21 protein-coding genes are annotated in these 25,832 nt (G+C 34.0%); 10 read left to right on the forward strand and 11 right to left on the reverse strand.

Annotated elements, in window-relative coordinates; all coding sequences use genetic code 11:
- Positions 1 to 63: 63 nt before the first annotated feature.
- From CQ046_RS11665 to CQ046_RS11685, 5 genes are read right to left on the reverse strand one after another with little or no spacing between them, the layout of a single operon-like run.
- Positions 64 to 507 carry an ABC transporter permease gene (locus tag CQ046_RS11665; protein ID WP_105702404.1) on the reverse strand — a complete coding sequence of 148 codons (444 nt, stop codon included), beginning with the start codon at positions 505 to 507 and terminating at the stop codon, positions 64 to 66.
- Positions 508 to 514: 7 nt separating this feature from the next.
- A complete protein-coding gene (locus CQ046_RS11670; protein ID WP_105702405.1) occupies positions 515 to 946 on the reverse strand; it encodes a hypothetical protein in 432 nt (143 codons plus the stop codon).
- A complete protein-coding gene (locus tag CQ046_RS11675; RefSeq protein ID WP_105702406.1) occupies positions 946 to 2,085 on the reverse strand; it encodes a beta-ketoacyl-ACP synthase III in 1,140 nt (379 codons plus the stop codon). Before CQ046_RS11675 ends, CQ046_RS11670 begins: the two co-directional genes overlap by 1 nt.
- 1 nt (position 2,086) lies before the next feature.
- Positions 2,087 to 3,001 carry a hypothetical protein gene (locus CQ046_RS11680; RefSeq protein ID WP_105702407.1) on the reverse strand — a complete coding sequence of 305 codons (915 nt, stop codon included), beginning with the start codon at positions 2,999 to 3,001 and terminating at the stop codon, positions 2,087 to 2,089.
- A gap of 42 nt (positions 3,002 to 3,043) precedes the next feature.
- A complete protein-coding gene (locus CQ046_RS11685; protein WP_105702408.1) occupies positions 3,044 to 6,697 on the reverse strand; it encodes an MMPL family transporter in 3,654 nt (1,217 codons plus the stop codon).
- Positions 6,698 to 6,889: 192 nt separating this feature from the next.
- On the opposite strand from CQ046_RS11685, the gene CQ046_RS11690 reads away from it, so the two are divergent.
- From CQ046_RS11690 to CQ046_RS11720, 7 genes are all read left to right on the forward strand, one after another.
- Complete coding sequence (locus CQ046_RS11690) at positions 6,890 to 7,894, forward strand: hypothetical protein (protein ID WP_105702409.1); 1,005 nt, start codon at positions 6,890 to 6,892, stop codon at positions 7,892 to 7,894.
- Position 7,895: 1 nt separating this feature from the next.
- On the forward strand, positions 7,896 to 9,038 hold the full coding sequence (locus CQ046_RS11695; protein ID WP_105702410.1) for an EpsG family protein: 1,143 nt from the start codon (positions 7,896 to 7,898) through the stop codon (positions 9,036 to 9,038).
- 23 nt (positions 9,039 to 9,061) lie between these two features.
- Positions 9,062 to 10,111 carry an acyltransferase family protein gene (locus CQ046_RS11700; protein WP_105702411.1) on the forward strand — a complete coding sequence of 350 codons (1,050 nt, stop codon included), beginning with the start codon at positions 9,062 to 9,064 and terminating at the stop codon, positions 10,109 to 10,111.
- 238 nt (positions 10,112 to 10,349) lie between these two features.
- Positions 10,350 to 13,814 carry a T9SS type A sorting domain-containing protein gene (locus CQ046_RS11705; RefSeq protein ID WP_105702412.1) on the forward strand — a complete coding sequence of 1,155 codons (3,465 nt, stop codon included), beginning with the start codon at positions 10,350 to 10,352 and terminating at the stop codon, positions 13,812 to 13,814.
- 163 nt (positions 13,815 to 13,977) lie between these two features.
- Positions 13,978 to 15,126, forward strand: coding sequence for a hypothetical protein (locus CQ046_RS11710; RefSeq protein ID WP_105702413.1), 1,149 nt, complete (start codon positions 13,978 to 13,980; stop codon positions 15,124 to 15,126).
- 55 nt (positions 15,127 to 15,181) lie between these two features.
- Positions 15,182 to 17,755 carry a type I DNA topoisomerase gene (gene topA / locus CQ046_RS11715; protein WP_105702414.1) on the forward strand — a complete coding sequence of 858 codons (2,574 nt, stop codon included), beginning with the start codon at positions 15,182 to 15,184 and terminating at the stop codon, positions 17,753 to 17,755.
- Between the two features lie 323 nt (positions 17,756 to 18,078).
- Positions 18,079 to 18,453, forward strand: coding sequence for a hypothetical protein (locus CQ046_RS11720; protein WP_105702415.1), 375 nt, complete (start codon positions 18,079 to 18,081; stop codon positions 18,451 to 18,453).
- 154 nt (positions 18,454 to 18,607) lie between these two features.
- On the opposite strand, the gene CQ046_RS11725 is transcribed toward CQ046_RS11720, so the two are convergent.
- The 6 genes from CQ046_RS11725 to CQ046_RS11750 all read right to left on the reverse strand — a co-directional run bounded on the left by CQ046_RS11725 (position 18,608) and on the right by CQ046_RS11750 (position 22,945).
- Positions 18,608 to 19,129, reverse strand: coding sequence for a hypothetical protein (locus tag CQ046_RS11725; protein ID WP_105702416.1), 522 nt, complete (start codon positions 19,127 to 19,129; stop codon positions 18,608 to 18,610).
- A gap of 181 nt (positions 19,130 to 19,310) precedes the next feature.
- The gene (locus CQ046_RS11730) at positions 19,311 to 19,712 is read right to left on the reverse strand and encodes a DUF6705 family protein (protein ID WP_105702417.1); all 402 of its coding nucleotides are present in this window, start codon (positions 19,710 to 19,712) and stop codon (positions 19,311 to 19,313) included.
- A gap of 45 nt (positions 19,713 to 19,757) precedes the next feature.
- On the reverse strand, positions 19,758 to 20,297 hold the full coding sequence (locus tag CQ046_RS11735) for a DUF6705 family protein (RefSeq protein ID WP_123906611.1): 540 nt from the start codon (positions 20,295 to 20,297) through the stop codon (positions 19,758 to 19,760).
- A gap of 66 nt (positions 20,298 to 20,363) precedes the next feature.
- Complete coding sequence (locus CQ046_RS11740; RefSeq protein ID WP_123906612.1) at positions 20,364 to 20,849, reverse strand: hypothetical protein; 486 nt, start codon at positions 20,847 to 20,849, stop codon at positions 20,364 to 20,366.
- 37 nt (positions 20,850 to 20,886) lie between these two features.
- Entirely contained in the window at positions 20,887 to 21,381 is a 495-nt protein-coding gene (locus CQ046_RS11745; protein WP_105702420.1) for a hypothetical protein, read from the reverse strand.
- Positions 21,382 to 21,397: 16 nt separating this feature from the next.
- Positions 21,398 to 22,945, reverse strand: a complete 1,548-nt coding sequence (locus CQ046_RS11750) for a hypothetical protein (RefSeq protein ID WP_105702421.1) — start codon at positions 22,943 to 22,945, stop codon at positions 21,398 to 21,400.
- 174 nt (positions 22,946 to 23,119) lie between these two features.
- Here CQ046_RS11750 and CQ046_RS11755 point away from each other — a divergent pair, with 174 nt between their 5' ends.
- From CQ046_RS11755 to CQ046_RS11765, 3 genes are all read left to right on the forward strand, one after another.
- Positions 23,120 to 23,506 carry a helix-turn-helix domain-containing protein gene (locus CQ046_RS11755; RefSeq protein WP_105702422.1) on the forward strand — a complete coding sequence of 129 codons (387 nt, stop codon included), beginning with the start codon at positions 23,120 to 23,122 and terminating at the stop codon, positions 23,504 to 23,506.
- Positions 23,507 to 23,687: 181 nt separating this feature from the next.
- Positions 23,688 to 24,758 carry a formimidoylglutamase gene (locus CQ046_RS11760; RefSeq protein WP_105702423.1) on the forward strand — a complete coding sequence of 357 codons (1,071 nt, stop codon included), beginning with the start codon at positions 23,688 to 23,690 and terminating at the stop codon, positions 24,756 to 24,758.
- A 3-nt stretch (positions 24,759 to 24,761) separates the two neighbouring features.
- The gene (locus tag CQ046_RS11765; RefSeq protein WP_105702424.1) at positions 24,762 to 25,763 is read left to right on the forward strand and encodes a glycosyltransferase family 2 protein; all 1,002 of its coding nucleotides are present in this window, start codon (positions 24,762 to 24,764) and stop codon (positions 25,761 to 25,763) included.
- The last annotated feature ends 69 nt before the right edge of the window (positions 25,764 to 25,832 follow it).

The following is a 25,832-nucleotide window of genomic DNA, read 5'->3' on the forward strand; positions in this document are numbered from 1 at the left end:
AAGATTAATAACAAAAAAGCTGTACGTTTTGTACAGCTTTTCTAATCTATGTTGAATTGATCTTTACGACTTTACTTCCTGAATAAACAGGTTAATTTCTGCTCTGATCAATAACTCATCATTATTAAAAGTTTCGCAAAAGATGTGGCAAATGTTTTCAAACTGTGAAATAAGAGATGCTTTGGAAATGATTTTGTCATTCACTTTTGGAAGGGCAAATATCTCAATCTTCTTGATATTGGTAATGAAGCCGATTACTTTTGTATCTGCTTCAGGATTTTCAAAGAAGCTTTGTCCAAGAATAGATGAGCAGGTTTGTGCTAGATTTTCAATCAATCCCGCTTCCACGAACTCATTGTTGTGAACAAATACATTATCTTCTTTTATTTCAAAGGAAGTCACTACTTTTTCTTTGGTCAGCTCCAGAATATAGTCTGCCATCAACATCGGTTCACGATGCGGTAAAAAGTTGTGTATATTGATGATATTCTCTTCCTTTATTTCCATTTCCAGTTTATTTTACAGCGGTTTTCATTTGAGATTTTGCAATCACTTCACCGTTCAGTTTGGTAACAATATCTACAAGAGTTACTCCCATTACTTCATTGAGGATGGTGACCTCAGATTTCAGATGGTCTCCTGTTTTAGGCAACGTTTCTGCTTCAAAAGATTTAATGGCTCCGATATATCCTGTAGGGGCATCTTTACCCAGAAGATAATATTTATATCCAGTGTGCAAGGCAACACTCTGTGCCTGGTGTTCAATCAGTCCTGAAGCCTGAAAAAATCCATCCTGGATGAAAAGATTATCTTCTTTAATCTCAAAACCTGACAAAAGGTGGTTTTCAGAATATTCTGATAACTCATGTACCATCACAAAAGGAAACCGTTGCGGAATAAGGCTTTCTACAAAATCTTTATCGGATGTTGGCAGTCTGTTTTCCATTAGCAAACGGTTAATAAAGCACAAGAATAAGCGAATCTTCCACTTTCAGGAACACAAAGAAGTACTTTTTCTCCTTTTTTCAACGTTCCGGAATTCATCAGTTCTTCAAGCGCTACAAATATAGATCCAGCTCCGATGTTTCCAATGTCAGAAAGGTTATAGAACCATTTTTCTGCAGGGAAATCCATTCCTTTTTTAGCAAACTCTTCTTTCAGTCCGTCTTTGAAATATCCTGAAGAAATATGTGCCAATACATGATCAATTTTTTCCGGATCTAAATTATGTTTGTCAAAAGAAGATCTTAAGCTTTCCGCTCCTTTTACAAGGATGTATTTATCAAGAATTTTAGTATCCTGCTTGATGGCAAAAATAGACTGCTTCAGCCATTCGTCAGAAGGATAATCTGCCCATGATTTAAGGCTTCCGTCTTCCTGTTTATCGCATCCTGCATACATACATGCTTCAATTTCGTGAGCGTAAGAATAGAAATCAATGAATTCTACCTTTAACGAAATTCCAGTTTCTCTCGGTTTATTTTGCAGAAGAAAAGCACCTGCTCCGTCAGAAAGCATCCATCTCAGGAATTCTCTTTTGAAAGCAATGATAGGTCTTTCTTCCAGTAATTTTAAATTTTCAGCCTCATGGTTGAATTTATCAGCAGTCATCCATGCGGACATTCTTTCGGAACCAGCACACACTGCACTTTCCTGTACACCCGCTTTTACAGAAAGAAACCCATAATTCAGGGCATTCATCCCGGAGTTGCAAAGACCTGTTGAAGTATTAATCTCAATAGATTTCCCGATGTTCAGTTCACCATGTACCATAGAGGCGTGAGAAGGCTGGATCTGGTCTGGTGAAGTAGTTCCTACAGATAATAATTTCATATCTTCCTTTTTGAAGTTTTCATCAAAAAGTCCTTCAATTGCTTTTGCAGTCAGCTGCGCATTAGAGTGTGTAGGGTTTCCTTCTTTATCTAAAGCGTAGTATCTTGTCGTGATTTTATTATTTCTTAGGATAAGTGATTTTGCTTTAGATGGCGCATCATTGATAAGCCCAAGATAAGTCTCCATTTCATCATTCGCTACCGGCTCATTGGGTAAGTATTTTGATGCTTTTGTTATAAATACGTCGTACATTCTATTTTAAATTAATTCCTTGTAAATATCTTTTTTGTTTTTGTCTTTTAGACCAAAATATAGGGGTTGTAAGCAGGTGTAAAACCAAAACGACAGGTGAGATAATCCATATCGCTGCCATCAAATATACCTTAAAGAATTTTATCAGCAATGGACGTTTCTCTTTTTTCTTGATAATCAGGTTAGACCATATCGTAAAAATTTTGTTTCCCACCTTTTCTACGCGTACCAAAAATGCTCGGATTTCAATGGCTCCGTTTTTCACAAGGTCCGGCTGCAAATTATTAAGGTCATTATTCTTAAAATGTCTTTCAATAATCTCGCCATACTTTACCGATCCTGAAATTTCTTCGTCGGAAACGCCTGCAGCGGGAAGCATCCCTGATTTTTCTTTCTGGCCTGTTGTAAGCCATCGAAGAATAGTTAATACGCTGGTATAATTGTCGTGCCTGTCTACCAGTGCAATATTCCCTACTAGTTTAGCCTGTAAATCTCTTAAGTATACTTTTAATTTTTCCTGGGAAAGCATCCACATATTTCTGGTTCCGGAGATGGTGACTACAGGTGTATCTTTAAGAATGCGCCCTGCATATTCACTCTTTAAGAATGAAATAATAGGAATGGATGGTGTGAGATACCATACCTGATACCCAAAAAGAATAAGGTCATACTTTTTGTTCAGAATTTCTTCGGAAGGAGGAAGGATTTCTTTGGGAATCTGTAAATAAGATTCAGGAAAAGTATTGAAAAAGACATCACCCGGCCATGGAAAAGGAAAATCTTCTTTGAGCTGAATGTTGTAATACGTAATATCATAAGCGTCCTTTTGGGCTTCAAAAGGTTTGGCTATGTTTCTCACAATATCTTCGAGTTGTCCGGTTTGTGAATAATATATGACAAGTATATTTTTCTTCATTAGTTTTCTTTAGCGTTTACAAAAATATGTTTTTCATATTTATTATTTAGTTTTAAATATTTTTAATGATTCAGAACTAAATTCCAGTGCATAATTATCACTATTAAACGATGTGTTTTTTGTATTTACAAAAATGATCTTTTCAGGAAAAATATGAATATCATCCATTGTAAAATGATCATCTGAGATCAGAAGTACATCAATCTTCTTATTCACTTCCGAAAGGTCTTTTATATACTGGATCTTTCTTCTTTTTACCAGATAACTATGGGCTGCCGTTGCTCTTTTTTCATCATTCTTTATGAGAGAAAAAACTCTTCGGCTGGCTTGATATAAAGTCAATAAAGCATCTTTCTGTCCGAAATCATTTGCCATGTGTAAAATATTGGCTTCATTGGAAATATGCTTGTTCAGTTCGAAATATACCGATTTATTGGTATTAAAGTCTTCTTTTACTTCTTTTACCACCTCACTGTCTTTATACAGATAGCTCAGGAATAATTTATTTTTGAAATAATTTTCATCCTCAATTTCTTCTCTCAGTTTTGCAAATTCTTCCCTGAAATAAGCATTGATTTTCTTCGTCCTTTCAGAATAGTTTTTTCCGAAACTCATATCATCCTTGCTGATTCTGTTTCCTACTTTTACCGTAATACTTCCATTGTAGATGATGAAATCTCCTTTCGGTAATACTTCGGAATTTCCATGGATGTAGAGTGGCAGAATATCCAGACCAAATTGCTCGGCAAGATAAAATGCCCCTTTATGGAACCTTTTCACATCATTGGTGTAAGAACGTTCTGCTTCAGGAAAAACGACAAGTGAATATCCTTGTGCAATTTTTTCTTTCAGTTTCTCCATTCCATTTTCAATTCCCTGTGAAACCGGATAAAAGCCGAGAGCCTTTACCAGTTTTCCAAAAACGGGAGAATCATATACCCAGTCATTCACCAGATAGATAATTTTATGAGTTGCCATTGCGATGGCCAGCGTATCCAGAAAAGAAGTATGGTTGGCTATAATAACCGCAGGTTTGCTAAAATCTTCAGAAGGATTTTTAATCACTCTTTTCTTTACAAAAGGAGTAATGTAAAGCACCGATGTTAAAAACTTAGCAAGAATTAATTTGATAATATCTAATGTTCTTCCCTTTGAGTTCTTAATAAATAAGCTTCCGACAGCAGAAAATACCAATCCGCCTAATCCATAATATAAAAACGAGAACACTGCCCGCAGAAATAATCTGAAAGTAATCGGAGAAAGACCTTTCTTCGCCCGGTTGGTGATGAATAATCTGAACCAAAAAGGATATAGAGTAGAAGTGATTATAATAACTGAGAACATTCCGATCAGGGCAACCAATGCCAAAGAATGCAGCGCCGGATGCTTGGCAAAGATCAGTGATCCAATGGAAAGAATGGTAGTGAAAACCGCAAGAATAATGGATGTTCTATAAGTTGGTAATTCATTTTTTCCTGTAGTGTGCTCTTTTTGCATGGCTTGTGTAAGGAAAATACTGAAATCGTCTCCTACTCCAAACACCAGGGTACACACAACGGTACTGAAAATATTTAATTCTAATCCTAAGAAATAAAGAATTCCTGCCGTTACAACTCCCGTTAAAACAATTGGGAACATGGTAAGAACGGTTAATTCAAAATTTCTGAAGAATACAATAATCGTCAGAACAATGGCCAAAAGAGAATAGTTGATGAGTGTATTGAAATCTCTTTTCAGCAGACCCAGGAAATTTTCATTCATCTGCTGGCGGTCAATGGCAATAGCATCATGTTTCTTTTCAATATCTTTAATGAAGGCATCCCTTTTCTTTTCATCTACTTTTACCACATTTGATACCGTGTAAAAGCCATTTTCATTGTTCATGAATTCTGAAATCTGGAGTGCTTTTATTTTCTCATAATCTTTCAGAGTTAATGAAGTGTAATTTTTATGCAGGGCTTCATTGAAGTTATCAAAAGCAGAACTGTTGAATCCGAATTTGTTGCCGTTGCTGACCAGTTCGGAAAGAGTTTGGCTTTTCTTGGTATCATTCCAGAAACTGTTCCACTTCTCAATCTTTTTTTGCTGGTCTTTTTCTGCAAGAACAATGCTTCCGATAGAATTGTAGCTTAATATTTTACCTTCTTTTTTTTCTTTTTCAAGGAAGCCGCTCAGTTCAGAATTTCTGGTTAAGGCTTCCTCTTCAGAATCTCCGTAAGAAATGGTATAAATGGATTTTGAGGTAATGTCAGAAAGCTTCTGCAGTTTTGCTTCACTAATTTTCAGTTCTTTTGGGATGTAATTAAGATCACCAATATCTTCATTGAAACCTACATGTCTGAATCCGAAAAGGCAGGCAAAAATGATGACGGAGCATCCAATGATTAGAGGTTTATTTTTCTCGTAAGGATAGGACCCGATTTTGTCAATAAAATTAGTGTTGAGGTGTTCTCCCTTTTCTTTGGGTTTATAGAGCTGAGGAACAATAATTAATGCTGAAATAGAAGAAAGTATTACTGTAATCGCAGCAAAAAGCCCAAGATCTTTCAATGCTTCAGATCGTACAAAAACCAGACATAAGAATGAAACGGCGGTCGTTGCACTACTCAATATAATAGGTTGGGTAATCTCTTTGTAAAGCTCTTCAATATTATTGTTATGCTTGTAATGGGTAAGAATATGCAGGGCATAATCTATCGTTATCCCAATCAAAATAGCCCCTACACTTAATGAAATGGCAGAAATTTTATCTTTAATAAAATAAAGAACCAATAAGGCAAGCAATACAGAAAATACGGTTGGTAAAAAAACAATGATGGGAGTAAAGACATTTCTGAAATAATAGATCAGAAGAACCAAAAGAACCGTCATGGAAATGACAACCGTATTCTGAATGTCTTTTTTTATCTGCTTTGCATTGGCAACGGCAATCACCGGAGAACCGAAATAACTTATTTCTGTTTTTCCCCTGAACTGTTTATTAATGCCGTCTTTTATTGAGTTGAGCTGATCTACAAAAGCTTCATTAGCCTTCGTATCATTACTCTTGTTTTTAGGATCAATGAAAAGTAAGAGGTTCTTCCCGTCTTTGGTAACAATATAGCTGTCTTCAAGTTTAAAATCTTTACTGATGTTTAGTGCATTCAGTTTTTTGATTCCTAAAAAAGTAAGCCCCAGAGGATCTTTTTTAATGAATTCCTTTGTAACAAGACTTGTGGGAGAAGCCAGAGAGACATAATTATCCTCTACCTGTTTGGCAATGCTGTCTTTTTGAAGCTTTCGGTCAATTTCCTTGTAATCATTTTCATTCAGGAATAAAGGTAGGTTCTGACTGACGAAATCAAATGTTTCCGAAATCTCATTATCATTCACTTTACCCTGCACAGAACCGATATATTTTTGCAAAGGCTCTATCTTTTTCAAAAATGTATCTGCTGTTTCCGAAAGCTGAAAGCTGTCTTCACTGGATTTATTTTCTATAATAACAATGATCTTATCCGAAAAATTAAGCTGCTTAAGAACCTTTGCTGTGAGATCAGATTTTTCATTTTTAGGAATGATCTGATTGATGTCTTCCTCGAAATTGATCTTTGATGCAAAAAATAGGCATAAGATAGCAATTCCTAAGGCTGTAAGTACAGATAGAATTTTATTTTTGGAAATCAGATAATATAAAAATATAAAAAAGCGATGCATTGCATTTAGATCAAGTCTGCAAATTTAAATTTTTAAGCATTAGATCAAAATAGTTCTATAGAAGTTTTGACTGAAAATCAATAAAATATTCTGGAAAGAATGAAAAAATATTCTACTTTTGCAAAAGTTCCCTCTTGAAAAAATGTATTTTAAATCACAATTATTATTAAAGAATAAGAATCTGTTTTAGATATGTTGAGAAAAAATGATGAAAAAATAAACGGATTTCTATTTGTAATAGTACTTCCGCTTCTGTTGTTTTCCATGTCTTACTATGGATTCGAAACCTCCTATGTTTTATGGATAAAATCAGCAGATAAAGCTCCTGATTTTATATTTGAATCAGTATACGCCTATAGAGTTATTCCTAATTTTCTTAGTGTGCATGTTACTGAAGCATTTACTTTTATAGTAGAAAACCACCTTCCGTTCCTGAAAGCCTTTCTTTCAAAAAGCGGTTCCTATTTTTATCATAGTACTTTTCTTATCAATGTCTTCTTTTTTATATGGTCCTGTATTATTCTGTATAAAATATTAAAAATGAAACCTGTAGAGCTTTTGTTGAATGCTAAGGTAAGAAGATTGGTTCATCTGGCTGCTGTTTTCTTTATGGTGATTGTACAATATGTACCTACAAACTGCGATTCTATTGCAATCTTCTTTTATTTGTGGGGTATTTTCTTTACGCTGAAATATTTTCATGGCAGAAAAAAAATAAATCTGATAGCCTTATGTGCTGTTGTTTTCGTTTCAACGTTTGTAAGAGAAACCTCATGCCTGAATATTGCTTTTTTTGCCGCTGTTTTTCTGGATTGGAATCAATTGAAAAATAAAAATTACCTCTTTGTTAAAGATACCATCTGGGTCATTAGTTCTTTCTGCCTTGCTTATATAGTGTTAAGAATGGCCATCCATCAGACGGCTTCTTTTATGGAAGGAATTTATATCGTTAAAAACTTTACAAGCCCTTATAATTTGGTGGGACTGTTGTTTGGCGTGCTGGGAATTTACTTTACTTATCAATTATCTTCTGAAGAAAGTTCTAAGCATGTTCTGAAAAAATATTTATTTTTTTCACTGCCTTATCTTTTTATGATTACTTTAGTCGGGCTTTTTTGGGAGACCAGGCTTTTTCTGCCACTCATTCTTACGGGAGTAGTGGCGGCTTCACACCAGTTTAAAAATTTCATATCATAACATGAGTTTATTACACCCTTATTTTATAATTGCAATCATATATATGCTGATTTTCAGTTTTCAGGAAGTGTATTCCGGGAAAACTAATAAACCGGCATTGTATGTCTTGGCTGCATATCTTGTTATTCTTGCGGGTTTTCGAGATGATGTGGGCCCGGATTATGGTAGTTACAAAGGGATTTATATATATTCTGATACGAAAGATTATGTAAGTATTATTTTTGCAGCACTTTCACTTAAAGGCGGACCGCAGGTAGTAGAACTGGAGTGGTTGTATGTTTTGATTAATAAAATTCTCCTTAATGTTTTCAATGCGCCCTTTTATATGCTCACTTTTGTAGTGGCGGCGCTTGTAACATTCTTTAAAACGAAATTTGCCGAAGAAAATACACATTATCCTTTTACATTTTTACTTTTCGTTTTTGTTCCCGGATTTTTTATTGGAGAAAGCGGACAGATCAGGCAGAATTTGGGATGTTTTATGGCATATTATGCTATACGATATATCAAACAACGAAGATTATGGATGTATCTTTTCTGGATTTATCTTGCTGCCGGAATTCATAATGTTTGTTATCTTATGGTTCCTATGTATTGGATTGCCCGTGTTCCGCTTAATAAAATGTGGATGATTCTCTTTATTTTGGCTTCAATTTTCATGTCACCATTTGAAGTTTATAGATATTTTGGGAGCTTTTTAGGAAATTTTGCATCACAAAGTGCTTTGATAGACGGGTTCAATGGATATGTAGATGAAAGTGTACAAAGATTAAATGGAGGATTTGGGGTTCCGGAGGCCATGTTGGCCATCTCCACCTTTTTCCTGTTTGTTTTTGATACCAAGATGAAAGAAAAATACCCTTACTACGAGTATCACAGAAACTATACCGTCATTGGGATCTGTTTCTATTTTATCTTTAGAAACAACCCTATTTTCTCTTCCAGATTAACAGGAGTATTCCTTGCTTTTACTTATATCCTGATTCCGAATACCATGTTTGTGGTTTCTGAGCAGATGAGGAAATTAATTCATGCATTTCTTATGGCCTTGGTTATTTTCAACTTTGTTGTATTCTCATCCTTTAGAAACATTAAAGCAGGTCGATTTACCATAGAGCTTTATAAGAATCATATTCTTCCGTAAGGTCTTTTTTATTTTTATTATTTATGTCTGTTCAGAAAAATAGAATTTTAGTTTTAGATGGTTTAAGAGGGCTTGCTATTTTGTTGGTTTTTCTTTTTCACGGGTACTATATTTGGGATAAAACTTATCCTTTTGGAGATTTGTTTAAGGATAATATTCTTGTAAAATATGGTGATCTGGGAGTTCAGTTGTTCTTTTTAATATCGGGATTTGTTATTTTGATGTCTTTGGAGAAGACTTCAGGTTTTATAAAATTTATTAAGAACCGATGGATAAGGCTTTTTCCAAGTATGTTAATTTGCTCTGCTATTATCTTTGTAACGGCAGGCTTTTTCTATGAAAGACCTCTGGGAATTCCAGGGTGGAAGACTTTACTACCTGGGATTTTATTTGTTGATGAAGGTTTGCTGGAACGTATTTTTAAAACCGATTTCCCTGTTTTGGAATCTTCATTCTGGTCTTTGTATATAGAAGTGAAGTTTTATGCCATTTTTGGAGCATTGTATTATATGTTTAAAAGAAATCTTGCACTGCTAGGGATTTTTATCATTTATCTGGTGGCTGTTTCTTATCAGATTTTAGAATTTCATCATTTACTGCCTGCCGGATTGCTTCCGTATAAAGCCTATATTGGAAATTTTGTGTATTTCGGGTGGTTTGTTTCTGGTGCATTGATCTACATTTATTATAATAACCGGGACAAAAGATATCTCTACGCATTTGTAGTAGCTACAATATGTGCCATGTTTTATATGTACAGACTTCAGGATATGACACGAAATCTCTATTTGATTGTTCTGGTTCTCATTTTTTTAGGCGCATTGTTTTGGGAACCTATGGAAAAGTTTTTCTCTATGAGAATTTTTACTTTTGTTGGTTTTGTGAGTTATCCCGTCTACCTGCTTCATGAAAATATGATGATTTCATGGATGTTGAAGATCAATAGCTATGTTCAGATTCCTTATTGGATTTTACCTATTGTTTCTTTCACTCTTGTCATTCCTGTCGCTTATGTGGTAGCAGAATATCTTGAGCCGCCTATTCAGAAGAAATTAAAATCTATTCTTAAATAAACATCATTTTATTTCACGGTCAAAGCTTTGTATCGGCTCTCTGAAGGCTTTTTCATAAAAAGGCTTAAATGAAGACTTTGTCTTGTAAATATTAAATTGCTTTATTTTTATCAATAATATTATTTTTATAAATTGTTTCCTGTGTAATTGATTTATGTTGTCGTTATTTATATAATGAATTGATATTTTATGTCAAAGGCGTAAGAATTGTATTTGTCTTTGTTTAAAATTCAGTCGCATGAAAAAACCAGTATTAAAAAAAATAGCAGCAATTATTTGCTTAGTGTTGGTGTGTATCTGCTCTACAAATGCCATAGAGTTTAAAAAACGAGAGAATCTGACAGAGAAACGAAGATCAATTGATCAGGATACTATAATTCCCCGAAATTCAGATAATAGTACAAAAACAAACACTCAAAAGGTTTATTTTGATGGAAAAGACTGGGCGAAAGCTCCTAACAGTTATTTTTTTGACCCCAAACAAAATAGTGATGGTTTGTATATTCCTGTAAGAAAGGCTTATATCATGTGGAAATATGATAAATTTCTAGGAGGTTTAGGAGTTCCTCCGGGAAATGTTACCGCAGATGTTCTTTGGGAAGATAATCCGGGTCTGATAAAATCCGGAACATCTTATCTTCTGGAAATATTGGGAACGGGAGAAAATGCTAAAATAAAAGTCCCAATCAACAAATCTAAAGAAGGAAATGCAGTTATAGCGTTAAAAATAAATGATGAAATTTTCTGGTCCTGGCATATTTGGGTAACTGATAATCCTGAAAACGGATCCTCTTATAAAAGTTTTCCTGGAGTATCAAGACAAAAAAGTGACGGAACTGTAGAGCTTATTCCTGATTCTGAATGGAGATGGATGGATAGAAATCTTGGGGCTGTGGGAAGCTCTATCACCGGAACAGAATGGAATAAAAATGGAGGGTTGCTTTACCAATGGGGCAGAAAAGATCCTATTCCGCCTTTGGCTTTAAAAGGGAATGATTTTTATGAAGTTTCCGGATCAATAGGAAGAGTAAGACATAGAGGGGCTAAGAACTTAATAGGTGCAATAACGATTGATGATCTTAGAAAATTGGTCCTGCTTTCCAATGCGGAGGTGAACAATAATATTAAGCTTTCAATAAAAAATCCGCTGAGTCTTATTTACGTATATAAAAATGATAACTCAGGCCCGGCTTATTATAATAACAATGCAGCTTTAATGGTCAACTGGTTTGGGAAATCAACTTCTCTTCCGGATTCAAAGCTTTCTGAACTTAATTTATGGTCGGATAATTCTCAAGGGAAAATTGGAATTAATTATAATTTGGATAATAATGCAAGGCCTTATAGAGATAAATCTTCTTATGATCCTTGTCCTAATGGCTGGAGAATTCCTTCCGTGCTGGTGGCGAATTTAGCCTCTCAGGCTTATGTAGATGATATAAGAATAGACTTTTCGCCTTTTGGAGTGAGAACTAATATGGGTAAAAGTACTTTCGAAAATAACAAGTACCATGTGATAAAACCTACGGATGCCAATACTCCGGCTTATATGAAAGGCTTCAAATTATACGCCAATACAGGATTTGACTTATCCAACGTCAATGGATTTAATATGGGGATTTTTCCGGGAACCGGGCAACTGGGATTGACTGTTCATCAGGGACAATACACAGATCAGCATCATACCGGGTTGTGGACAGCTACCATGATGAAACATTTTGACAGCAGTCCGAATGTTGGAGCAAGAGCCCTGTTTATGGTTCCTGATAAAGACCAGCCTGATGTCTCTGATCCGGCTTTTCCTTCTGTAAAAGGAAGGTATTGGTATATGCCATTAGCTGGAGGTGAAACTTCCGGAGCAAACGGATGCAGATGTATAAAAGATCCTTTATATATAGTAAATAATTATGATTTTCCCACAGAATTTATTGAACCTACTGTGGAATATAGAGAGGGAATCAATAATCCCAATACCTATCAGATGGTAAAAAGTGCAACAGCTACTAATCTGGAAATTCCTGTAAGTAAAGCATTCTCTGTTCAAAGTGAAGTCCTGAATAATGAAGAAATCCTCTCTGGTACTAATTTTAATAATTTAAAAGCCAATGTTCTCTGGACAACAAATACAGGGTTAATTAGTAAAGTGGTAATACCGAATAATTCACCGGTTTCATTATCCGATATTTCAAACGTTAAAATTGTAGTAACTGTCAATCCAAATCAAAGCGGAAATGCTGTAATAACATTGCATAATGGAAGTATTGCAAATCCGGTATATTGGAGTTGGCATATCTGGGTTACTGATACCGAAATAGCGTCTAAAAAATATACCACCGAATTGCCCAATACCACCGTTACAAACTACATAAACTATACTGGAAAAGGAGATGTCTTACAAACCGAATTTATGGATAGAAACCTTGGAGGGACAGAAGCTTTTCCGATGGTTGCTAATCCTCTTGCACCCACTACGGATGAGTTGTTGAAAATTAGAAATGCTGTAGGGCTTCAGTATCAATGGGGAAGAAAAGACCCGCTTCCTTCTTTCCAATATGCGGATGGAACATCCTACACTGTATTTTTAGGAAATACCGCTGATGATGGCTCAGTAAGTTATACCACACTTACCCCTGCTGCTTATAATAATTTGCAGGGAAATTATATTATACCCTTTAATACATATACCAATGCTGCCAATGCTAATGTCTTGTCTACTGATAAGATAGCAGATAGAATATCAAAAGTCTTGCTTTTTTCAGTAAGAAACCCATTAGTTTATATGGTGCCCAGCACTTTAGCACCATATAACAGCTCAGTACCTTTGTATACCAATGGTACAGACTGGCTGGCCAATGAACCTAATCTGGCTGCAGACCGATGGGGTAGGGCTACTAAAAAGTCTCCTTTTGATCCTTGTCCGGCAGGTTGGAGAATTCCGGATCTTACAGGAGTTTCCATTACAGCATATCAGGATTTTGGAATTACCCCATGGTATAAAAAAGATAAAAATGTAGCAACATCCTATACGATTGCTTCAGATTATTTAGGGACAAGAGTGAGAAACTCTATCAACTCGACAATGGGGTATATCTTTAGTAATCCTGCCTATCCGGTCGGAAATTATCCTAATTCAGGATCAAGGGGATTTCGGAGTGTGACAGCCAATCAAACAGCCACAGGAACTTATAACACAATTAATTTCCTGTATCCCGGAATATGGTCGGGAGCTTTGCTGTCAAATTATATAGGAAGGCCGATTAATCTGCTTTTTGATGCTGCCTCTACTTCCAATCGTATGATTGCTTTTCATGATAATAATGATCCTTATTTTGGAATGAATTGCAGATGTGTAAAAATGAATTTTGATACCAATGGAGAAGAATTGGGGCCAATTCCTAAAGATCAGATTACTTCATTACCCGCTGCATTCAAGCCTTCAAATATTTTCAGTAGTAAAAAAGTAGTGGAAACAAAAACTGAAGAAAATAAAATAGTTTTATTACCTAATCCCGTAAAAGATCTTCTGTATATAAAAGCAACCGAAAATAAAATATACCAATATCAGATCTATTCTATATCCGGACAGAGAGTTCAGATAGGTAAGTTTGAAGATGGAAAGATAGACGTTTCTAGTCTTGTTTCAGGAGAATATATGGTGATCATTAATAATTCCGAAGCTGTTATTAAAATCATTAAAAGATAAATTAGATTTTTATAGAACATTAATAGAAAGGAAAATAAAATTGTATATAAGTATTTGAAAATTCATAATTTTGAGCACACATTCAAGATGATATGTAAAAAAAGGAAAGAGAACAAACCTATGTTTTCTTTCCCTTTTTTAATAAAAAATTTAGAGAAACACTATGAAGATTAGAAAGATCGTTCAAAACTTTAATATCAAGATTTTTATCTACTTTCTGATAATTATAACAGCCATTTATACCCTTGCATTTACATGGATATTCAATCTTAAAGATGACGGATATATCCTTGCAGACTGGCTTATCAACTATCAGGATGGCGGTTTTAAAAGAAGAGGACTATCGGGAAGCTTTTTCTTTATTTTACAGGATCTTACAGGGATAAGACTTAATTATATCGTTTATTTTTTTCAGTTTTTAATTATTAGCGGATTTTTCGTGGTGTATACAAGGCTCATAAAATATAAACTCACAGATTTTCTTTATCTGTCGCTTCTGCTTTCTGCTATTGGTTTTGTGGGGCTTTTGAATACAGTAACCTATGTAGGAAAAAAAGAATTTATCGTATTTCTTTTGTTTGCTTCTTTTACCTATCTATTAGACAATGATAAGCTTTCCCGCGCTAAAGAATATGTTTTTTGTATACTGCTTTTCGTAAGTACATTATTACATGAAGTAACATTGTTTTATGTACCCTATTTCGCCATTGCACTGTATCTGAAAACAGGAAAGCTGGAGTATACCAGATACGTAAAATACTTTATATCCGTAGGAATTCCTACCTTACTCATCATGCTTTTCGGTAAAAATGTAAACGAAGGAATGTCTCTTGAGATTTTGAGCAAAAGAGGAGTTCACCCCACCTATGGGATTTTTTATTGGAATATAGACGAAAGACAATATATAAAAGAACATATCAATGAATATAAGCTCTATTTTATAAGTTTGGCGATCAGTATTTTTCATATAGAGTATTATTTAAAATATCTAAATGGCCGAAAGTTTTTATCTATATTGCTCATAGGGGCATTTTTGTTCTCATTTCCACTTTTTTACCTTGCCATAGACTGGGGAAGATGGATGTACATTCATATGATGCTTATGATTGTACTTTTTACCCTGATGTTAAGACTTGGAGGGTCAATATACGCCTATGAACCTATTGTTAAAAACAAAAAATTTTATATAACATTAGGCATTATCGTTCTTTCATTACTATACAGAGTAGAAATGTCCGGATATGGTTTTACATTCGAAGGAATACTCTACAGAGCCTTTGTTGCTCCCCTGGAATTGCTAAATAAAATTTAATTATAAAAAGTATATAAATAAAAAAGGTTTACTTTTGCAAAAATTTATAGTTAGAATGTCGAAAAATTTAGTAATCGTAGAGTCCCCGGCAAAGGCTAAAACTATTCAGAAATATTTAGGAAAGGATTTTGAAGTGAAATCCAGTTTCGGGCATATCCGGGATCTTCCTAAAAAAGGAATGGGGATAGACCTTACTACATTCAGTCCTGATTACGAAGTTTCAGCAGACAAAAAGAAATTGGTAACCGAATTAAAGGCTGCTGTAAAGAAAGCCGATATGGTATGGCTCGCTTCCGATGAAGACCGCGAAGGGGAGGCTATTGCATGGCACCTGGCGGATGAATTGAAACTAAAGCCTGAAAACAGAAAAAGAATTGTTTTCCACGAGATTACCAAAAATGCCATTCTAAAAGCAATCGACAATCCAAGAGATATTGATCAGAATCTAGTGAATGCCCAGCAGGCAAGAAGAGTGCTGGACAGGATTGTAGGTTTTGAAATGTCACCCGTTTTATGGAAAAAAGTAAAACCGGGACTTTCTGCAGGTAGAGTACAGTCTGTAGCAGTAAGACTAATTGTTGAAAGAGAAAAAGAGATTCGTGAGTTTACACCAAAAGCAAGCTTTAAACTTGATGGTATCTTTTTAAATAAAACAGAGCAGGAAATTGCTGCTAAACTGAAAAAAGACTTCGAAAAAGAAGAAGAAGCAGAAAAATTCCTGGAGCAGGCAAAAACTACAGAATTTAAAGTTCTGAATGTTGAAACCAAGCCTGGTACACGTTCCGCTTCAGCGCCATTTACAACTTCCACATTACAACAGGAGGCTTCCTCAAGACTTGGGTACAATGTAACCAATACCATGCGTCTGGCACAAAGACTGTATGAAGAAGGATACATTACCTATATGAGAACAGACTCCGTAAACCTTTCTCAGGAAGCTATTGAAGGAGCAAAAAAACAAATTATATCAGAATATGGAGCAGAATATTCTTCTCCAAGAAATTATACCACGAAATCTGCTTCAGCACAGGAAGCTCACGAAGCCATCCGTCCTACAGATTTTGGAGTAAAAAATGTAGCTGATGCACAATTAAACAGATTGTATCAGTTAATCTATAGAAGAACACTGGCTTCTCAGATGGCCAATGCCAAAATTGAAAAAACAGTGATCGAAATTGGTAATGCATCATTGCAACATCATTTTGAAGCACAGGGAGAAGTAATCATTTTTGACGGTTTCCTGAAAGCTTACGGTATTGTAAAAACTGAAGAAGATGATGAAGAGAACAATGATAAACTATTACCGAAAGTAAGTGTAGGTGAGGTATTAAATTATAAAACCATTACTGCTACCGAAAAATTCACCAGACCAAGTGCACGATACACCGAAGCAGGATTGGTTAGAAAACTCGAAGAATTAGGAATTGGTAGACCATCTACCTATGCTCCTACAATTCAGACCATCCAAAACAGAGAGTATGTAGATAAGAGAGAAATTGAACCACATACCCGCGAGGTGATCAAAATGTCACTGGTAAAAGATAAGATTAAAAAGGTCGTTCTTGAAGAAAAATTCGGGGGTGATAAAAATAAATTCATTCCTACAGATATCGGTGAAGTTGTAAATGACTTCTTAACAGATAACTTTAGAGAAATTCTGGACTATGGTTTCACCGCAAGAGTAGAAGAAAGCTTTGACGAAATTGCGAGTGGTGACCAGAAATGGAAAGAAATGATGACGAATTTCTACTCAAAATTCCATCCAAGAATTGAAGATGTAGAAGAAAATGCTGACCGTGCCACCGGAGACCGTTTATTAGGAATAGATCCAAAGACAGGTAAAAATGTTCATGCAAGAATCGGAAGATTTGGGGCAATGATCCAGATTGGAGAAACAGATGATGAAGAAAAACCAGTTTTTGCATCATTAATGACTGGTCAGAATATCGCTACCATTACTTTTGAAGAAGCTTTAGAATTGTTCAAATTGCCATTTGATCTGAGTGAGGTTGACGGGCAGCCAGTTTCCGTAGGAGTTGGAAGATTTGGTCCTTATGTGAAGTGGGGAGAAACTTACATCAGTATTCCGAAAGGGGAAGATCCGCTTTCTGTAGATCAGAAACGTGCAGAAGAAATTATCAATGAAAAGAAAGTCGCTGATGCTCCAATTGCTACGTATAAAGGGGAACCCGTAACAAAAGGAACAGGAAGATTTGGCCCGTTTATCAAATACAAAGCTATTTTTGTAAATGTTCCTAAGAAATATGATTTTGAAAATCTTTCGCAAAGTGATATCAACGAGCTGATTGATGCTAAACTTGAAAAAGAAGCCAACCGATATATCCAGCAGTGGGAAAAAGAAAAAATTTCTATTGAAAATGGAAGATGGGGGCCTTTCATCAAGTTCGGAAAAGCCATGTTCAAAATTCCGAAGAAAGCAGACGATACCAAATACGACGCCGATGAGTTGAAAGAACTTTCTTTAGATGAGGTTAAAAAATGGATTACAGATCAAGATCCTAAAGCCTTCGCAGAAAAGAAAAAACCTGCAGCCAAAAAAGCAACTGCTGCCAAGAAAACTACAACAGCGAAAAAACCTGCGGCTAAGAAACCGGCAGCTAAGAAATAAATAGTCTTTAATACAATATGAAAAGCACAGATTTTAATCTGTGCTTTTTTCATTGATAATCAGTTGAAAAAATATAAAACTGTACATGATGAATGTTAAATAAATTTCCCAACTTAGGGAGTTAACCTCGCGGATGGTGATGGTTACTAAGCTCTAAGTATAAATACGGAAATTGAAATTCCAGTACTAAGACTGTGATATACAGTGTTTTAATTCTCTAGCTTTACACCGTAATATTACAAAAGGTGGAGCTCAGAAACCACTTTAAAAACGAGGCGGATTCTGAAAAGCCAAACGAGTAAGAAAACTAAAACTATCAAATCATGGCAGAATTTAATTTTAGCGAAGAAGCTATCTCAAATGCATTAGAAGCAGCAAAAAGATCAAACGAAGACAGTCAGGCAAATCTTCGTTCATCAGGAAAAGATTCAGATCTAAGCCTTGCGAGAGCAAGCGCAGGGTATCTACTTGTAACAGCAGAGTGTATCTCCATTACTGTTGAAAACAACAAAGTTTGTATCAATTTACCTCTAGGTTTTGGGAAATATTGTTTCAGTATACCATTAAGTATTCCTAACGGAACAGCTGGTCAGGCTTGTTTGGCTATATGTACAACTTGGGGAATTCCAACAGGAGTTAGAGTTACTATTAATATAGCTGGAATAACGGTTATCAGCCAATCATTCGGAAAGTGCTAATTACTTAGTACCCGAATTAGAATAAAAAGTCCGTCTCATATAGCATGTGAGGCGGATTTTTTATTCTATAAATAATCTTAATGAAAATTAACGACAAACATCAAGATATCATGTTAACAAGATTTGGAAAATAAAAGGACGGCTTAATAATGGTTTATCTTTTTGTTTTTATGAAAATACTTATTTCAAATTTTTCTTTCACCGGAATTCCATAAATGCTAGCAGATTCCCATGTATTTAATTCTTTTAATTTGAAGACAGTTTCAATAGATTTTTTAGTCTCCTGATCAGTATATTTAAGTATTTCAATATTTTCTAATTTATTTTCTGTACCAATGGTGACGAGAATACGGTTTTCACCAGTTGTAGCATTCTTTGGGAGTTTTAAATTATTAAACAAAACCACTCTGAAATTAGAAATTCCTTTTGGGAATTTTGCATAGATTGTCATTATATCCCTGTCATCTATACATTCTTTATTTTTTTCTTGTTTACATTTTTCTAAGCTTTTCTCAATTGCTGAATTTATTTCCCGAATTTTTGCTGAATCCTTTTCATTTGTTGGAAATACTTTTATGTTTTCTATTCCTGGTGAAAGAAAATAAGTAATTGAATGATATTTTGAAATACAACTTACACGAAAAAGAGTAGATATTAGCAGGTATATATTTTTCATAGTCTGTGTTTAGAAAATAAAACCTCCAAACTTGGAGGTTTATTTTATTGTTTTATTAATGTCATTTCACCTTTAGGCATTTCATTATATGGCGAACATCCAGTCTCGTCTGTAATCAATTCCTGTTCAGAATAGTAAATGTAATGCATTTGGGTTTTCTGAGGATTTTCAAAATTAAGAACTATCTGACCCCCCTGCAGAGATCAGAAAAATAAAATCTTAATTTGTTTTTACTTGTACTGTTTACAAATCCTAAACTTGTAACTTTAACATCTTTATCTACTAAATTGTAAGTAGAATATAATTGATTTCCATTTCCGTCTAACATTTTATATCTTCCCAAAAGCCTATCCTGATAATATTTACCTATAGGTTCTAATTCCTTTACTTTTACAAAAGTAATGATGAAAGTTCTATTATTGAACACTCCTTGCCATGTTCCTTCATATGCATTTAGATCACCACTAATATCTTTATAATATGCTCCTTCAATGTGAAACCCCTTTGTTCCTAATGGAATAATTTGTTGTTGAGCATTGCAACTAATACAAATAAAGCTAAGTATAAATAATATATTTTTCATAGTCTGTATTTAGAAAATAGAACCTCCAAATTTGGAGGTTCTATTTTATTGCTTTATTAGTGTCATTTCACCTTTAGGCATTTCATTATATGGCGAACATCCAGTCTCATCTGTAATCAATTCCTGTTCAGAATAGTATATATAATGTATTTGGGTTTTCTGAGGATTTTCAAAATTAAGAACTATCTGACCTCCCCTGCAGAGATCAGAAAAATAAAATCTTAATTTGTCTTTAGTTGTACTGTTTACAAATCCTAAACTTTTTACTTTGGCTTTATCCTCTGGTAGATTTACTGTAGAATATAATTGTGTTCCATTTGTATCTAACATTTTATATCTTCCTATAATTCTATCCTGATAATATTTGTCATAAGGTTCATAATATTTTATTTTACTAAATGTAATTATAAATGTTTTATTTTCAAAAACTCCTTTCCATGTTCCTATATAAGGAGTTAAATCATTATCTAGATCTTTGTAATATGTTCCCTCTACTGGCCATCCTTTTGTTTCCAATGGGATTATTTGTTGTTGAGCTTTACAACTAATACAAATAAAGCTAAGTATAAATAAAATATTTTTCATAATCTGTATTTATAAATAAAACCTCCAATTTTGAAGGTTTTATTTTATTGTTTTGGCAGTATTCAATTATTGAGGTCCTCCATTTTTATTTGTTAAACCGTTTATATCCCAAAACGTAATTTTTTTTATAATTAAATTTTTATAAAAATTTTCAGCAGTTGGATTCCAAAACCAATGATATTGATTAATAATTGCTGTTGCTTGTTGAAAGTCAAATGTTTGGGTGAAATATATATCAATGTAGGGGTTAGCATAATCTTTTTTGCGAATTTCTGACCTTGTTTCAGCATCACCGACAAACATCAATCTTAAATATCCACTATCAGGATAATAAGATTGTATTGACAAGTTATTTTGAGATAGGTTTTGTAAAAAGACTGAAAGAGGCTGATTATAATAATTTGTTTTATTAGGAATGATATTATTTAAATTACTTATGATTTGACCGTAAAAATTAGGATAATCTACCATAGTAATTGGTTGACTTGTCTGCGATTTAAAAAAAGTAGAAAAAGATGTAATTAATAATATACTTAAAAATATTCTTTTCATAATTAATGTCGAAAATAAACCCAAAAATTGTTGTTTGCTATTTTGGATTGCTATTTTTATTTGTTATACCATTTACATTATAGAATTCAATTTTTTTTACAATAAGATTTTTGTAAAAATTTTCAGCAGTTGGATTCCAAAACCAATGATGTTGGTTGATAATTTCTTGGGATTGTTGGAAATTAAAAGATTGCTGAAAAGTAACTTTTATATAAGGGTCAACATAGTTATTCCTCCATATTGTAGAAGTAGTTTCTGCATCTCCAATAAGCATTAGTTTTATAATGTTGTCTTGAAATGGTCCCGGGTCATATGCTTTTATGATCAAATTATTTTGAGATAATACTTGAAGAAAATTGGATAATGGTTGGTTATAATAATTTGTTTTGTTAGGTATAATATTATTTAATTTATTAATTGTTTGATTATAGAAGTTAGGATAATCAGCTAAAGTTATTTGTTCAGTTGTTTGTGATTTACTAAATGTAAAAAAAGATATAATTGATAATATAAGTAAGAATTTTGTTTTCATAACATTTTTATTAAAATTAAGGACAAGGTTGTGCTTTATAGCCTATTATTTTTTTTCCGCCAGACGACGAAATTATATGTTCAAAAGGAGTGGAAGAAAGTGCTTTTAAGTTTCCGTTTCCATCTGTCTTAGCTAAACTAATACCACTATTATATTTTTCAAGAACATAGGCATACCCAGATTCTAAACCATCCGTTTGGCTATTCCCTGAATATGCTGGTAATCTTCCAGTCATATAATTATTATACACCTCATTAAAATCTATTCCTAATACATTGTTTGTGTTAAACATTCTTCCTTCGTCTTTTGTATTGTCTAAGAATGGATATGTAGCCAAAAACTCTATTGCTTTATCTCTATCTGTAATTACAAATGCATATATTGTTCCATTGCTGCTGAATACAAATGCTGACTGAAATGTAAGGTATTGTTGACTGCTTTGAAGGGTATTGTATAAATCTCTTACAGAAGGAGGCGGGGCACCGTGGCTAGGGTGTGAATGTGCAGAAGCGAGATAATCTCCTATGGAGGGAACGTTTATTGAAAAGTGGCCGGGATCATTAGGATCATTGTTAGAGTATGGATCTTGTGCTATAATAGTTGTACCTGTACTTATAATTGCTGTTCCATATTCATAATGATCATTTGCTGCATATTGTTTTAATGCATTTAACTCTGAAGATATTGTTGATGTATGCAAGATATTATTAACATTATTTGTGGGTATTTTTGCTTTTTTACAAGGATCTTTACTATCAAGTGGTAGATTAGGAATTGTAGGAGTGCCATTGTTGTTTCCTCCTGACCCTCCAAAAGGTCCACCACCGCCGCCAGTTCCATCATCTCCCAATGCTGTAGAAGCTGGGAGAGCTTTACATCGGTGGATTACTACGGTCACTTTCGTTGAAGGTTGATCTGCTTTACAGGGACCTCCTTGCGTTTTTGGAAGTTCACCATTAAAATGCTGACCTTCGCTGCAGGCAGTATAATAAGATTCTTCAATCCATTCGCAGGAAATGTCAGATTTATTAAGTATACCTCCACTGTATGTTCCTGGATTTAATTCTTCTACGCTTAGTTTACCCTTTGTGTCAATAGAACCTCCATTTGCCAGAACTTCTTTTTCCTGCGGTGTAAAATGATAGGTAATTAAAAGCTCTTTATAAGTGCCGTCTGGCTGTGAACTCAGAACAAGATTTTCCAACGGAGCATCTGGGGAGGTATTTTCTCTAGTTATATGAAAAGTATAGCTGTGTACATTTGTTCCGCGCTCTATATAGATCACATCATCTGTATTCACAGAAACTCCGTTACTGTATTTTACAGATTTTCCTAAATTAAAGGTTTCCAGAGTTTTAAATTTCTCATTGATCTTTTGCAATTCAGGAACAAGGTTTATTTTGTGTTTACTTTCCTCTAAAGAAATTCTTTTATAGGTATACCGGAAAGCATTACTGATAGTAGAAGCTTCCTGCTGGTCGGGGAAATAATCATTTCTGCAGGAGTACAGAGTAAGACTCAGGGTTGTTATGAGTAACAACCACGAAAATACTTTTTTCATCATGATTTTGTTTTTTTAAGTAGTTAAATATAATATTTCTTGTCACGCTGGCGTGATAATTTTTGCAATGTTATTTAAAATTTTGATTCTGTACAACAACCAATGTTTTAAAATCCAAAACAAAAGTTTTAAATTTAGATAACAAAAAATAGTAAATTAGCTGAAAATTATTAGAATATGTCTTTAGGAACTAAACTTCGGGAATTGAGAACCAATAGAAATCTCTCTCAGATGCAGGTAGCGGTAGAGCTTGATGTTTCGCAAACAGCATATGGAAAATGGGAAAGTGATCAGACAAAACCAGGCATAGATAATCTTTTGAAAATTTCAGAATTTTATGAAACAGATATTTATAATCTTCTAAATGACAAAGAAAGTAATCACAATTTTAATAATACATATGATAATTCAAATGTAAATAATGCTGTTGAGACAGTAAATTATTATGTCTCTGAAAAACTAGTAGAACAATATGAAGCCCGTATCAAAGATCTTCAGGATAGAAATCAGGAACTGAAAAACCTTGCAGAATATTGGAAGAATAAAGCGGAAGCAAAAAAGTAGGGATTTTCAGTATTTCAGAAATTAACAGGAAAAGAATTGAGTTCTTTAAAAATACCAGCCGCCAATAATTTTTTGACGGCTTTTTTATGAACAAAATATACCACATTCTACTCAGTTCCCATGTTTTTTGTATGTTTGTTATATCAAGCAATTAATCATTTATTACATTTCAAATTAAAATATGGATTTCGAAGACTTTATCATTTCACCAAGAAATTTCAAAACAGAAAGCTGGCAGATAGGAAATCGGATTACAAAAGATATTAAAGAAGACAGTATTGTTCTTTTGTTTGTATCAGATTACAGAGGTGCGGGCGGAGATGCAGAAGTGCAGGATTTTACAGCAGTAAGGAATGAGTTTTATAAGCTTTCGCAAATGGACTTTGAAATTCCTGTTGTGGATCTTGGAGATCTGGTCTCTGGAAAGTCTGTTCAGGATACTCATTATATTTTGCAGGAAGTCTTGTCGGCATGCCATTACAAAAGAGCCATTCCGGTGATTATCGGAGGATCCAATGACTTTGCTTTTTCATTATTTTCTGCCTTGCATTTTCATCAGAAAAATATTAATTATACTCAGATCAGTAACATTATTTCCCTTCAACAGGGGGAGTCTATCAATGAACATACTTTTTTAAGTAAAATTTTCGGAGCCAAGAATTTTTCCATTAAAAATTATCATCACTTAGGATATCAGAAACATTTGAATGAAATGGACTCCGTAAGGCTGATCAAAGAAGTGGAATTTGATATCATCCGCCTTGCTGAAATGATGAATTCTACAGAAAAAACAGAACCTTTCTTCAGAAAAGCAGAGCTGGTTACTGTAAATTGTGATGCTGTGGAGAGTTTCAGTGAGCCTTTTTCCATGAATCCACAAGTTAATGGATTAAACAGAAGAGAAATCTGTGCCTATATGAAAGAAATAGGATTAAGTGAAAATCTGAAGTCTGTTGGGATTTTTAATTATAATATTTATTCGGAAAACCAATTGAACCACCAGCTTTTAGCTCAAATGCTGTGGTATCTGATAGAAGGTATTAATATTCAGCATTCTCATCCTAAAGAAAGGCATTATGAACTGTTCTATGTTTTGATAGATGAAAGACAATATGCATTCAAGCGTGATACTTTCAGTAATTTGTGGTATTTTGGTGATGATGAAAATATAGAAAACTGCATTCCCTGCTCCAGAAAGGATTTTGATGAAGCCAAAAAAGGCTGGCTGAATGCAAGACTGACGAAAATTTAATGTATGACAAATGTTCCCTCAAAAGTATCCATTATTGTTCCCGTTTATAATGTCGAAAATTATCTGACGAAATGCCTTGACTCACTGGTACAGCAGAGTCTTTCAGATATTGAGATTATTGTAGTAAATGATGGAAGCAAAGATAATTCTGAAAAAATAATTCAAGAATTTGCCCAAAAATATCCTGAAAAAGTAAAAGCTTTTACCAAAGAAAATGGAGGTTTAAGTGACGCCCGAAATTTTGGAATTGACAAAGCAACCGGCCATTATATTGGTTTTGTAGATAGTGACGATTACGTTACCGAAACCATGTTTGAAGAAATGTTCCATTTAGCAGAAAAGCATCAGGCAAAAATGGTTATCTGTAATATTCAGAAAGTAGATGAAAAAGGCAGAATTGTCCAAAAATTGACTCAGCTTCCGAATATGGATGAGAAAATTGAGCTTGATAGACATTTTTCTATTTTTTCGGATATCAGCTATTTTGCATGCAATAAACTGTTCAAAAAAGAACTTTTTCATCAGAGAAGATTTAAGAAAGGAGTTCACTTTGAAGATATCCAGCTTATTCCACAACTTTTGCTGGAATGTGAGGTGATAGCCCAGACTCAAAATTTCCATTATCAGTATCTTGAACGTTCCGATTCTATTACAAAAACCCATACAGAAAAGGGGTTAGACATGCTGAAAGCTGTGGCTGATGTAGAAAATATTTTCGGTAAATCCCAATATTCCCATAAAAAAGAAGAATTGAAAAACTTTCAGATTTTTGAAGGAATTTATTCATTTCTTGCCTATCTGGCATTTGTTAAAAAAGAAGAATCATTCTATCATATGTCTGATCAATTAGTTCTGTTTATGAAGGAAAGACAAATAAAAATTCAAGATATATTGAAGTATTGTCGTTTTGGTAAGAATTATATTTTATCTTTGCCGTTGAAGAAAAAAATTTTTTATCTGTTATTTTTTGCAGGTCAGAAAAGATTGATAAGAAAATTGATTTAGTAAACACAAATGTAAAGTACTATTGTTTCGATCAATAGAAGATGATGATGAAATTCTTTGTAATTTTGC

Source organism: Chryseobacterium sp. MYb7, assembly GCF_002979455.1.
In the GTDB taxonomy this organism is placed as follows: Bacteria; Bacteroidota; Bacteroidia; order Flavobacteriales; family Weeksellaceae; genus Chryseobacterium.